This is a genomic window from Rhodococcus wratislaviensis (genome assembly GCF_041228765.1).
Taxonomy (GTDB): domain Bacteria; phylum Actinomycetota; class Actinomycetes; order Mycobacteriales; family Mycobacteriaceae; genus Rhodococcus_F; species Rhodococcus_F wratislaviensis.
In genome coordinates, this window is the sequence record NZ_CP150488.1 from 7,094,459 (window position 1) to 7,106,460 (window position 12,002).

At 69.4% G+C, this 12,002-nt stretch carries 10 protein-coding genes; 6 read left to right on the forward strand and 4 right to left on the reverse strand.

From position 1 onward, the window contains the following. Nucleotides 1-37: 37 nt before the first annotated feature. Nucleotides 38-1,690 carry a glucose-6-phosphate isomerase gene (gene pgi, locus WKC72_RS32755; protein ID WP_370180845.1) on the forward strand — a complete coding sequence of 551 codons (1,653 nt, stop codon included), beginning with the start codon at nt 38-40 and terminating at the stop codon, nt 1,688-1,690. 1 nt (nt 1,691) lies between these two features. Here the strand turns inward: pgi and WKC72_RS32760 are convergent, their stop codons facing one another. Next, the gene (locus tag WKC72_RS32760) at nt 1,692-2,471 is read right to left on the reverse strand and encodes an FAD:protein FMN transferase (protein ID WP_037243665.1); all 780 of its coding nucleotides are present in this window, start codon (nt 2,469-2,471) and stop codon (nt 1,692-1,694) included. A 104-nt stretch (nt 2,472-2,575) separates the two neighbouring features. On the opposite strand from WKC72_RS32760, the gene WKC72_RS32765 reads away from it, so the two are divergent. Beyond that, a complete protein-coding gene (locus WKC72_RS32765; RefSeq protein ID WP_128639481.1) occupies nt 2,576-3,835 on the forward strand; it encodes a hypothetical protein in 1,260 nt (419 codons plus the stop codon). A gap of 2 nt (nt 3,836-3,837) precedes the next feature. On the opposite strand, the gene WKC72_RS32770 is transcribed toward WKC72_RS32765, so the two are convergent. Together WKC72_RS32770 and WKC72_RS32775 are read right to left on the reverse strand one after the other, a co-directional pair. After that, nucleotides 3,838-5,202, reverse strand: a complete 1,365-nt coding sequence (locus tag WKC72_RS32770; RefSeq protein ID WP_128639483.1) for an NAD(P)/FAD-dependent oxidoreductase — start codon at nt 5,200-5,202, stop codon at nt 3,838-3,840. A gap of 9 nt (nt 5,203-5,211) precedes the next feature. Continuing rightward, complete coding sequence (locus tag WKC72_RS32775; protein ID WP_370180846.1) at nt 5,212-5,964, reverse strand: SDR family oxidoreductase; 753 nt, start codon at nt 5,962-5,964, stop codon at nt 5,212-5,214. An 88-nt stretch (nt 5,965-6,052) separates the two neighbouring features. Between WKC72_RS32775 and WKC72_RS32780 the strand changes: the two genes are divergently transcribed. The 4 genes from WKC72_RS32780 to WKC72_RS32795 all read left to right on the forward strand — a co-directional run bounded on the left by WKC72_RS32780 (nt 6,053) and on the right by WKC72_RS32795 (nt 11,549). Then, on the forward strand, nt 6,053-7,486 hold the full coding sequence (locus WKC72_RS32780) for an NAD(P)/FAD-dependent oxidoreductase (RefSeq protein WP_370180847.1): 1,434 nt from the start codon (nt 6,053-6,055) through the stop codon (nt 7,484-7,486). Between the two features lie 63 nt (nt 7,487-7,549). Beyond that, entirely contained in the window at nt 7,550-9,079 is a 1,530-nt protein-coding gene (locus WKC72_RS32785) for a carboxylesterase/lipase family protein (protein ID WP_370180848.1), read from the forward strand. Then, nucleotides 9,076-10,545 (forward strand): carboxylesterase/lipase family protein, encoded by a 1,470-nt coding sequence (locus WKC72_RS32790; protein WP_370180849.1) that lies wholly within the window; start codon nt 9,076-9,078, stop codon nt 10,543-10,545. Before WKC72_RS32785 ends, WKC72_RS32790 begins: the two co-directional genes overlap by 4 nt. Nucleotides 10,546-10,643: 98 nt before the next feature. Next, a complete protein-coding gene (locus WKC72_RS32795; RefSeq protein ID WP_112299589.1) occupies nt 10,644-11,549 on the forward strand; it encodes an SDR family NAD(P)-dependent oxidoreductase in 906 nt (301 codons plus the stop codon). Nucleotides 11,550-11,555: 6 nt separating this feature from the next. On the opposite strand, the gene WKC72_RS32800 is transcribed toward WKC72_RS32795, so the two are convergent. After that, nucleotides 11,556-11,933: a VOC family protein gene (locus WKC72_RS32800; RefSeq protein ID WP_037243649.1), complete on the reverse strand. Its 378-nt coding sequence runs from the start codon at nt 11,931-11,933 to the stop codon at nt 11,556-11,558. Nucleotides 11,934-12,002: the final 69 nt, after the last annotated feature.

The following is a 12,002-nucleotide window of genomic DNA, read 5'->3' on the forward strand; positions in this document are numbered from 1 at the left end:
CGGAAGTTTCGACGCGCGGGCATTAAGCTCAAATCTCGTGAGCTCAGACATCACCGGAACCGCTGCCTGGCAGAAATTGCGTGATCATCACGCTCAAATTCAGTCCGTCCATCTTCGAGAGCTCTTCGAGAAGGACCCGGCGCGCGGGCAGGAACTCACCGTCTCGGCCGGCGACCTGTACATCGACTACAGCAAGCACCGCATCGACCGCGACACGATCGGGTTGCTCCTCGAGCTGGCGCGCAGCGCCGACCTGGAGGCCCGCCGGGACGCGATGTTCGCGGGCGAGCACATCAACACGTCCGAGGACCGCGCCGTCCTCCACACCGCGCTGAGGCTGCCCGCCGACGCGTCTCTCGTCGTCGACGGGCAGGACGTCGTGGCCGACGTCCACGAAGTCCTCGATCGCATGGGCGACTTCACGGACCGGGTGCGCTCCGGTGAATGGCGCGGCGCGACGGGCGAGCGAATCAAGACCGTCGTCAACATCGGTATCGGCGGATCGGATCTGGGTCCGGTGATGGTGTACCGCGCGCTGCGGCACTACGCCGACGCCGGCATCAGTGTCCGGTTCATCTCCAACGTCGATCCCGCCGACCTGGTGCGCAGCCTGCACGGCCTCGACCCGGCCACCACCCTGTTCATCGTGGCGTCCAAGACGTTCTCGACGCTCGAGACGCTCACCAACGCGACCGCGGCGCGGCGCTGGCTGCTCGGCGGCCTCGGCCTCGGAAACGAAGCGGTCGCAAAGCATTTCGTGGCCGTCTCGACGCACGCGGATCGGGTGGCGGAGTTCGGTATCGACACGGCGAACATGTTCGGATTCTGGGATTGGGTGGGTGGCCGGTACTCGGTCGATTCCGCCATCGGGCTGTCGGTGATGGCGGCGATCGGCAAGGAACGTTTCGCGGAGTTCCTCGCCGGCTTCCACGCCGTGGACGAACACTTCCGGACGGCGCCGCTCGAGCAGAACGCGCCGGTCCTGCTCGGCCTGATCGGACTCTGGTACTCGAACTTCTTCGGCGCCGAATCCCGTGCCGTGCTGCCGTATTCCAACGACCTCGTGCGGTTCCCGGCCTACCTGCAGCAGTTGACGATGGAATCGAACGGCAAATCGGTGCGCGCCGACGGCTCCCCCGTCCCCACGTCCACCGGTGAGATCTTCTGGGGCGAACCCGGCACCAACGGGCAGCACGCCTTCTACCAGCTCCTGCACCAGGGCACGCGGCTCGTCCCGTCCGATTTCATCGGTTTCGGCGAACCCACGGACGACCTGCCCACGGCGGACGGCACCGGCAGCATGCACGACCTGCTGATGAGCAACTTCTTCGCCCAGACGAAGGTCCTGGCGTTCGGCAAGACGGCCGAGGAGATCGCGGCCGAGGGAACGCCCGAACATCTGGTGCCGCACAAGGTCATGCCCGGCAACCGGCCGTCCACCACAATCCTCGCGCCGAAGCTCACGCCGTCGGTGATCGGGCAGCTGATCGCCCTGTACGAGCACCAGGTGTTCGTCGAGGGCGTCGTGTGGGGCATCGACTCGTTCGACCAGTGGGGTGTCGAGCTCGGCAAGACGCAGGCCGTGGAGCTGCAGCCGGTGCTCACCGCCGCGGATGAACCGGCCGCGCAGAGTGATTCGTCGACGGACAGCCTGGTGCGCTGGTACCGACGTCAGCGCGGACGGGCCTGATTCACCAGCTCTCGGTGGTGTAGACCCGGCCCGAGCGGTCCACCAGCCGGGCACGCAACTCGTGCTGTTCGATCCAGCGGATCGCACCGATGCCGCGGGCGAGGGCGGCGACGCTGGCCGCGTATGCCCAGAGTGCGTCGTCGGCGATCACCGTCACGGTCTCCCATTCGGTGGCGGTGGGTGGTTCCGCAGCCGGGGGCGCGAAAGCCGTCGCCATCGCCGTCCCGTTCACCAGTTCGACCTCGCCGTCGCCGGGCACCGGGATCTGCCAGCCGCCGGCGGGACAGTGCCCGGCCGTCGCGAGGACGTCGCCGATGCGCACGGCGGCCCCGCACTCGAGTTGGCGGGCGACCAGTTCCGCCGCCCGATCCACCGTGTCGGCCTTGGCGGTGTCGGTGATGTCGAACGAGGCGCCCCACGGCGCGAACACGACGTCGTCGTCGATCTGGACGTCGAGGAAGCTCGGTTCCGGATGCACGGTGGGGATCAGGTCCTCGTCGGGCGATTCGGAGGCGAGCGGATTCACGACCCCGTCCGTCATCCGGGCGGCCCAGAGCGCCGAACGCAGCAGTGCAGACATCCGCCTGCTCACCTTCACCGGCGCGCCCTGCGAGAGGTTGACGGCGTGGATCTCGGCGTCGCCGCGGTGGATGTCGCAGACCGATTCGGTCTCGTCGATGACGGCCGCGATCAGCGCTGCAGCCTCGGGAAGGGCGGCACCTTCGGTGACGTCGACCTCCACGACGGAACCCCACACCTTCCATTTCTCGACGCTAACCATGGTGTTCTCCGTGTGCGGTCTGTACAGCGCTGCACTTCCAGTATGCGCCGGCTGTCCAGAGGTCGACGTGCGGCGACCACCTCGACCGGTCGTACACTTCGCTGGTGAGCGCCCGATTGAGCGTCGTCGACGAGATGTTCCTGCGCACCCATCGGGGGTGGGGAACGCCGATCGTGATGCAGGGACTGTGGCGTACCGACGGGCGGGTGGATGCCTCGACCCTCGATTCCCTGAGCGCCGACCTCGCCCGGGGCCCGCTGGGCAGGCGCGTGGTGCGTTCGCGGATTCCCGGCGCGCGGCCCAGGTTCGAGCCGAGTAGCGACGCCTTTCCCGTCGAGTACGCGGAGATCGAGGCCGGGGCGGTCCTCGCGTGGGCGGACGAGCAGGGCTCGCTGTCGGTGGACCCCGAGCACGGTCCCGCCTGGCGTCTGGCCTGCGCGCGACCGGCCGACGGGGGCACGGTGCTGTCGCTGGTGTGTTCCCACGTGATCGCGGACGCGCGCGGGCTGGCGGCCGCCATCGCGGCGGCGCTACAGGGCCTGCCGCCGTCGGACACGGCCGGTTCGGAAGGCGCTGTCGCGGACATGTGGGACGCCACCCGGCTCGCCCACCGCGTGACGACGGGAACCGCGCGTGCGGTCGCCGGTCTCGTGGTGAGCGGGACCCGTCGCGCGGAACTCCGGCGCTTCCTGCACGTGAGTGGCAAAGAGTCCCCCGACACACTGCGCCACTCACCTGCGGCGGCGGTGCTGGACGTGGACGCCGGGCGGTGGGACGCCGCCGCGGAGCAGGCAGGCGGAACCCCGAACAGCCTGTTCCTGACCGTGGTGGCCGAGTTGGCGCGACGCGACGGCGAATCCCGGCCGCTCACGATCAGTGTGCCGATGGACCTGCGCGGTGCGTCCACCTCGTCGGGCACCGCGAACTCCGTCGCCGTGGTCGAGGTGGACGTCCACCCGCAGGACACCGTCGCGGATGTGCGGGCGGCGAGCCGAGCGGCGTTCTCCGCGCCCGCGATGACGAGTCCGGCCGGGTTCCCGGAGGAGATGCTGCAATTGGTCCCCGACCGGGTGGCACACGCCCTCACGGGTAACCCCGGCGAGCGGGACGTGCTGTGTTCCAACATCGGGCCGCTACCCGACGCCCTCGTCTCGATCGGCGGTCACCGCGCCACCGGCATCGCCACCCGGGCCGTCCATCCGGGTGTCGTGACCAGCCGCACCCGGCTGTCCGCGTATCTCAGCCGGTTCCGCGGCAGCTACACACTTGCACTCGAGTCGCTGGACAGTCCGGGCCACGCCGAACTCCGGGAGCGGGCGACGACGGTCCTCGCCCGGCACGGTCTCGCCGCCCGCGGCTGGTGACGTCAGGACTCGGACGCGGGTTCGGCGTAGGGCTGACGCGCCGACTGCGGATCGCCGTAGGTGATCGCCCGCTCCCGGCGCGTCCGCGACGCCAGCGTGACGGCCCAGTTGAGCAGGGTGCCGAACCGGTTGCGGTATCCGGCGAGAAACGCGATGTGGATGGCACCCCACGACACCCAGCCCATGAACCCGGACATCCGGATCGGGCCGGCCTGGAGCAGCGCGTGCCTGCGCGCGATGTACGCAGCGCTCCCGAGGTCGCGGTACTTGAAGGGCTTGCGGTCGGGCGTTCCCCCCGCGACCGTGCGGGCGATGCACCCACCGACATGCCTGCCGCCCTGCATCGCGACCTCGGCAACACCGGGGAGGTCGTTCAGCGACATCAGGTCGCCGATCACCCAGACGTTCGGGTGTCCGGGCACGGTGAGATCGGGTTCGACGGCGATGCGCCCACCCTGAATCTGCCTCACGCCCAGCGCATTCGCGAGAGCGGCAGCGAACGGCACGGCCTCGACGCCCGCGGTCCAGAGGATCGTGCGAGCCCCGTAGCGCTTCTTGGTGCGGGCCGCGTTCTTGGCCGTCGTCTCGATGCTGGTCTCGCAGACGTCGGTGACGTGCACACCGAGGTGCGTTTCGACGCCGACCTTGTCGAGGGTCCGCTGCGCCGCCGCGGACAGTTTCCGGTTGAACGACGGGAGAACGCGGTCGCCGCCGTGGAACAGCAGCACCCGGGCCTCGCAGGGGTCGATGGACTGGAACTCGTTGGCGAGGGCGTGCACGGCGAGTTCCCGGATCTGGCCCGCCAGCTCGACTCCGGTGGGGCCGCCGCCCGCGACGGCGAAGGTCAGCCACGGCCTGCGCTCCTCCGCGGTGGGTAGCGATTCGGCCATCTCGAAGGCGCAGATCAGCTTCCGGCGAATGGCGAGCGCGTCGTCGAGGGTCTTCATCCCCGGCGCCCATTGGATGTACTCGTCGTGCCCGTGGTACGTCTGTCGCATGCCTGCGGCGACGATCAGGTAGTCGTAGGGCAGGTCGAACGTGGATCCGTCGAAGCGACTGGCGGTCAGGACCCTGCTGACGGCGTCGATCGCGTGCGCCTCCCCGAGGGCGACGTGCACGTTGCGGTTGCCACGCAGCAGGTGCCGCAGCGGGCTGCTGATCTCGCCCTCGGAGAGCAACCCCGTCGCGCATTGATAGAGCAGCGGCTGGAAGAGGTGGCTGGTTCCCCGGTCCAGCAGGGTGACGTCCACGTCGACGTCGCGGAGCCGCCGGGCGGCGTGGATTCCGCCGAACCCTCCCCCGACGATGACGACACGCGGCCTCGAACGCTGCAGGCCGAGGGACGAGGATTCCTGGGCGGTCGTCATAGGTCAGTCCTACACGAACCGGGATGTCCATGCATGAGGAAGGAATCTCAATGCGAGGTCGATTCCTCGCCATGTGATTCCGGGTAGCGCAGCGCGGTTCGTCTCCTTCTCGATGGCCGCGACCATTGCATCGACGCCCTCGTCGAGGGTGGCCGTCATCTTGGCACTGTCGCCGGCCTTGCCCGACATGTCGGTGGCGATGTACCCGGGCAGCAGCGTGGTCACCACGATCGGACTCTTCGCCAGCTCCGCGGTCAGCGCCTCGCCGAGGGCCGACACTCCCGCCTTGCTCGCCGAGTACGCCGCCTTCGGGCCGGGCAGACCCCGATCGGCACTGATCGAGGACACGAGCACCAGGTGCCCGGAGTTCTGTTCGCGGAAGATCCCGAGCGCCGCCTCGCACTGCGACAGGGCGCCGACGAAGTTGGTGCGGGCGGTGGCGAGATTGGCGTCGGCGCGGCCGGTTCCGATCCGGGCTCCCTTCCCGAGTCCGGCGTTGACGACGACGCGGTCGAGTCCGCCCAGCTCGTCACGCAGTTCGCCGAAGACCCGGATCACCGCGTCGTGGTCGGTGACGTCGAGTTCGCGGACGGCGACGGTGATCCCAGGATGCGCCGCCTGCAATTCGTCGCGCACGGATTCGAGCCGTTCGACGCGGCGCGCGCACAGCGCGAGGTCCCGTCCCTGTGCCGCGAACCGACGAGCCATCTCTTCGCCGAGTCCCGAGCTGGCCCCGGTGATCAGAATCTTCTGCCGTCTCATTCCGCCACAGTATCTACCCGCGAGTAACAACGCGAGGGGCCCGCCGGAACCTCTGACATCGCGCACCGACCGGCTTACGGTTACAGGTATGACTGACTCTGGGAGCGGCGCGGAAGAGTTCGATGTCATCGTGATCGGAGGCGGTCCCGCGGGTGAGAACGCGGCGAGTTACGCCATCGCGGGCAGCGACCGCACCGCGGCACTGATCGAACACGAACTGGTCGGCGGTGAATGCTCCTACTGGGCCTGCATGCCCAGCAAGGCGCTGCTGCGCCCGGGCGAGGTCCTCGGGGCGGCGCGCAACATGCCCGGAGTGTCGGCCGGTCCGCTCGACGTGGACGCCGTGTTGGCGCGACGCGACTCGTTCACCAGCGACCACGACGACTCCTCGCAGGTGATGTGGGCCGACTCGCAGGGGATCGACGTCATCCGCGGATCCGCACGCATCACCGGGGACCGCACGGTGACGGTCGGTGATTCCCGCGAGCTGCGCGCCCGGCACGCCGTCGTGGTCGCCACCGGGACGACCGCCGCGGTCCCCGACACCCCGGGCCTGCGGGCGGCGTTGCCGTGGATCTCGCGGGACGCCACCAACCTGAGGGAGATTCCGCGCCGGGTCGCCGTGATCGGCGGCGGCGTCGTGGCATGCGAGAGCGCGACGTGGCTGCTGGACCTCGGCGTCGAGGAACTGACGATGGTGGTGCGCGGCCGGGCACTGCTCCCGAAGAACGAACCGTTCGCCGGTGAGCGGGTGGCCCGCTCGCTGGAGAAGAAGGGTGCCCGGATCCTGTTCGGCGCGGACCTTCGCGGCGTCGAGCGGGCCGACGCCCGGGACACGGGGATCGGCCGCATCCATGGCGGCCCGGTGACCCTGGACGTGGCGGGACAGGATCCGCTCGTCGTCGACGAGGTCGTCGTCGCGACCGGGCGCACACCGGCGACGTCGGCGCTCGGCCTGGACGCGCGACTGCTGAACTCCCACGGATACCTCACCACCGACGACCACCTGACGACGGCGGACGACTGGTTGTACGCCGTGGGCGACGCCAACGGCCGCGCGTTGCTCACCCACATGGGCAAGTACCAGGGCCGCGTCTGCGGCGACGTGATCGCCGCCCGCGCCGAGGGCAGGCCGCTGGAGGGGTCCCGATTCCGGGCGACCGCCGACCACGGCCAGGTTCCTCAGGTGGTGTTCGCCGATCCGGAGGTCTCGGCCGTCGGGATCACCGAGAAGGAGGCGCGGGACGCCGGCGTCGACGTCGAGACCGTGGAGGTCGACATCGCCGTCGCCGGCTCGTCACTGGCCCGCGACGATTTCAGCGGTCATGCCAAGCTCGTGGTCGACCGGGCCACCGACACCCTGGTCGGGGCGACGTTCGCGGGCACGGATGTCGGTGAGCTCATCCATGCCGCCACCATCGCGGTGGTCGGGAAGGTGCCACTCGACGCGCTGTGGCACGCGGTCCCGTCGTACCCGACCGTGAGCGAGGTGTGGCTGCGACTGCTGGAGGCGCGGCGCTGAGCCGGACGGACCACAGGCGGCGGAGGAGAAGGCCCCTCAGTCGGTCTCCGTATAGTTTCCGACATGGCGTCAGACACTCTCGCAACCGACACGCTGGTGAGGACGACCGCAGGGGTGGTCCGTGGCCGGCGCGTCGGCGACCTGGTCGCGTGGCGCGGAATTCCCTACGCGGCTCCCCCGGTCGGGCCGCTGCGGTTGCGCGCGCCCCAGCCGGTCACGCCGTGGTCCGGTGAGTTCGACGCCACCGAATTCGGCGACGCCGCCGTGCAGCACAAGAAGTTCACCGCACTCCGGCCGGGCAAGTATCAGCCGAGCAGCGAGAACTGCCTGACGCTCAACGTGCTCGCCACGCCCGGTACGTCCGGGGCACGGCCGGTGATGGTCTTCATCCACGGCGGCGCCTACACGCTGGGCATGTCGGCCACCGCGCTCTACGGCGGCCAGTCGCTGGTCCGCCGCGGCGACATCGTGTACGTCTCGATCAACTACCGCCTCGGATCGCTCGGCTACCTCGACTTCACCCAGTTCTCCACCCCCGAACGACCTTTCGACTCCAATCTCGGACTCCGCGACCAAGTCGCCGCACTCGAATGGGTGCAACGCAACATCGCCGAATTCGGCGGCGACCCCGACAACGTCACCGTCTTCGGCGAATCCGCCGGCGCCAACGCCGTCACCACACTCATGACCACCCCCGCCGCGAAAGGCCTTTTCGCGCGGGCGATCTCAGAGAGTTCCGCCCCAGGACTCGTCACCACCGCCGACCGCGCGGCCCAGTGGGCGTCCGACTACGTGACGCTGCTCGGGGCCGAACCGGACACTGCCGCAGAGGCGCTCGCCTCGTCACCGGTCGGCGCACTGGGCCGGGCCGGAAATCGTCTCGGCGCGAAGGTGCTGTCGGAGACGCCGGGACTGCACCCGTTCGGACCCGTGATCGACGGCGACTTCCTGCCGACGCCGCCGCTCGACGCGTTCGCCGACGGCTCGGCGCACCGGGTTCCGCTGATCATCGGCACCAACGCCCGCGAGGGCACCCTGTTCCCGAAACTCCTGGACGGGCTGCCGACCGACCCCGACCGGATCGGGCGGATGTTCGCACTCACCGACCCCGGCGCCGAGGCCCGCGTGACCGCCGCGTATCCCGGCTACCCGGCGCCGGACGCGGCCGTCGACCTGGGCGGCGATCTCACGTTCTGGATGCCGTCGATCGAACTGGCCGAGGCCCACTCCGCGTACGCCCCCACCTTCAGCTATCGTTTCGACTTCGCTCCGCGCGCCATGAAATGGCTCGGACTGGACGCCACACACGGGTTCGAGTTGTTCGCGGTGTTCGACATCGCCGACACCCTGATCGGCCGCGGCCTCACCCTGCCGGGTGGTCGTCGCGGGCTGAAGGACGTGACGCACACCGTGCAGCGGCACTGGCTGCACTTCGCTTCGCAGGGAACACCGTTGGCGTCGTGGCCGAAGTACGACACCGACAGGAGGGCAACACTCGTGTTCGACACCGTCACCACCGTTCAGGACGATCCGTGCCGGGAGCGCAGGCTGGCCTGGGAGGGGTACCAGGGTTATCACGGGCAGGGCCTGTGAGCGTTCTCGAGGTCCACACCGAAGCCGGCGCCGTCGGAGGGCGCCGGATCGACGACGACCTGGCTGCCTGGCGGGGTATCCCCTACGCCGCGCCCCCCGTCGGGCCTCTGCGGTTGCGGGCCCCGCACCCGGTCGAGCCGTGGTCGGGTGTCCGGCGGGCCTTCCACTTCGGGTCCCCCGCCCCGCAGGGTGGTGGGACCGACGAGGACTGTCTCACCCTGAACGTGCTGGCACCCGGGTCCGCCTCCGGAACGCCGCGACCCGTGATGGTGTTCATCCACGGCGGCGCCTACTCGGGCGGGTCCTCGTCCTCGTCGCTCTACGGCGGCGAGTCGCTGGTCCGCCGCGGCGACATCGTGTACGTCTCGATCAACTACCGCCTCGGATCGCTCGGCTACCTCGACTTCACCCAGTTCTCCACCCCCGAACGACCTTTCGACTCCAATCTCGGACTCCGCGACCAAGTCGCCGCACTCGAATGGGTGCAACGCAACATCGCCGAATTCGGCGGCGACCCCGACAACGTCACCGTCTTCGGCGAATCCGCCGGCGCCAACGCCGTCACCACACTCATGACCACCCCCGCCGCGAAAGGCCTGTTCGCGCGAGCCATCGCGGAGAGCCCTCCGGTGGCGTCCGCATACCACCCCGAGCGTGCGGCGCGGTGGTCGCGCGAATTCCTCGAGATCGCCGGGGTCCCGCTCTCCGAGGCCGCGACGTGGCTCGAGACCGCCGACCCGGCCGACTTCGTCGAAGCGGGGACGACACTGGCGCACCGGGGGGCCGACGAGGAACCCGGAACCCGCGCGTTCGCGCCCGTCGTCGACGGTTTCTTCCTTCCCACGCACCCGCTCGACTGTTTCGCTTCCGGTTCCGGGCACCCGGTTCCGCTCATCATCGGCACGAACCGCCACGAGGGCAGGGTCTTTCCCCGGTTCCTGAACATCCTGCCCACCGATCCCACCCGGATCGACAAGATGTTCTCGCACGTGGACGCGTCGGTGAAGGAACGGGCCATCGCCGCCTACCCCGGCTATCCCCGTCGGCGTGCGGCCGCGGACCTCGGCGGCGACGTGACGTTCTGGGAACCGTCCGTCCTGTGCGCGCAGGGCCACACGACCGTCGCACCGACCTACAGCTACCGGTACGACTTCGCACCCCGGTTGCTCCATGTCCTGGGGTTGGGCGCGACCCACGCGACGGAGATGTACGCAGTGTTCGGGTTGACCGGGCCGTGGGCGCGGCTGCTCACCGCACTCGGGGGTCGCCGCGGGTTGCGGGCCGTCACCGACACCGTCCAGTCGCACTGGCTGCATTTCGCCCGGCACGGGACCCCCGCACCCGGCTGGCCCCGGTACTCGCCGGAGCGCCGGGAGACGCTCATCATCGACGACACGAGCCGAGTGGAGAACGATCCGCTCGGTGAACGTCGACGCGCCTGGCTGGGGTACGAGCACCGGCGCTAGTCGGCGGCCGTCGCGGGCGGATTCGCGGTGTTTTCGTTCCACGGTGCGACCCACCCGGTTGCCCTACTCTCGTAGGGACCTGCATTCGGGAGGCGAGGATGACCGAGTCGAACGATCTCGCAGGCCGCACCATGGTGGTCACCGGTGCCACCTCGGGGCTCGGCCTGGAGACCTGCCGCCAACTCGCACGCCGCGGCGCCACCGTCGTTCTGGTCGGCCGGGACCAGGACAAGATCGACGCGGCGATCGCCGAACTGTCCGAGAGCACCGACCGCGACCGGTTGAACTCGGCGCTCGCCGACCTGTCCTCGCTCGACCGGGTACGCAAGCTGTCCGAGGAACTGCTGCACCGGTTCCCGCGGATCGATGTGCTGGTGAACGACGCAGGCATCGACGTGGGCCATCGGCAGTTGACGGTCGACGGCATCGAAGAGACGTTCGCCGTGAACTACCTCGCGCCGTTCGTGCTGGCGACGACGCTGGCTGCGGCGATGGCGCGGGCGTCGACCGCCGACGCCGCCGGGTACCGGCATCCGGCACGCATCGTGAACATCAGTTCGTCCGGTCATCGCGGCGGGCACCTCGACTTCGACGACCTCGACGGCACGAAGGACACGTTCCACGGCCAGCGTGCGTACAACAATTCCAAACTCGCCCTGACCCTGTTCACCCGCGAGTTGGCGCGCCGGTCCGATCCGGCGAGGCTGGTCGTCAATTGCGCCGATCCCGGATTCGTCCGCGGCACCACCCTCGGACGGGGTCTGCCGTTCGGCTACCAGGTGGTGGGGACGCTCCTGACGCCGTTCATGGCCGAGGTGCAGAAGGGGGCGGAAACGGTGGTCTGGACCGCCACCGCGACCGAGACCGGCAAGTTCACCGGCGCATACGTCAAGGGCTGCAAGGTGGTTCACCCGAGCAAGGACGCACGCGACGCCGACCTCGCCGCGCGGTTGTGGGCCGCTACCGAGGCACTGCTCGCCGACCGCGGTGCGGCCCGCCCCTGACGCCGGTCAGTTCGGATCCTCGAAGAGCGACAGCACGTTGCCGTGCGGATCCCGGAACCACGCGACGCGGATGCCGTCCGGGGCGCGCCAGGCCGCGTGCTCGTCCTGATCCATCCCCGGATACTCGGTGAACTCGATGCCCTTGCTGCGCAGCGATTCGACGACCTTGTTCAGATCGGCGACCTTCCACCCCAGCACCGTGTACCCCGTGTCGGCCTTCGCCTGCACCAGCGTGACCCGGAGCAGTGAACCGTTGCAATCGAGGGCCAATGCGAACTCGTCCCGTGAGACGAGCGTCAGCCCCAGGGTCTCCACGTAGAACATCTCCGAGACGTCCAGATCGGTGCTGGCCACGAAACTCACGAGCTCACCCTGAAGACTCATGAATCAACTGTGCCCCGCGCACCCGTGGGCAGGCAAGAGCGCGGGGTCACCCACGGCGGTATCCCGTGA

Coding starts and splice junctions, on each gene's coding strand:
- WKC72_RS32775 (WP_370180846.1), bottom strand. CDS start 5,964: ATGAGACGGCAGAAGATTCTGATCACCGGGGCCAGCTCGGGACTCGGC.
- WKC72_RS32785 (WP_370180848.1), top strand. CDS start 7,550: ATGGCGTCAGACACTCTCGCAACCGACACGCTGGTGAGGACGACCGCA.
- WKC72_RS32795 (WP_112299589.1), top strand. CDS start 10,644: ATGACCGAGTCGAACGATCTCGCAGGCCGCACCATGGTGGTCACCGGT.
- WKC72_RS32770 (WP_128639483.1), bottom strand. CDS start 5,202: ATGACGACCGCCCAGGAATCCTCGTCCCTCGGCCTGCAGCGTTCGAGG.
- WKC72_RS32780 (WP_370180847.1), top strand. CDS start 6,053: ATGACTGACTCTGGGAGCGGCGCGGAAGAGTTCGATGTCATCGTGATC.
- WKC72_RS32760 (WP_037243665.1), bottom strand. CDS start 2,471: ATGGTTAGCGTCGAGAAATGGAAGGTGTGGGGTTCCGTCGTGGAGGTC.
- WKC72_RS32800 (WP_037243649.1), bottom strand. CDS start 11,933: ATGAGTCTTCAGGGTGAGCTCGTGAGTTTCGTGGCCAGCACCGATCTG.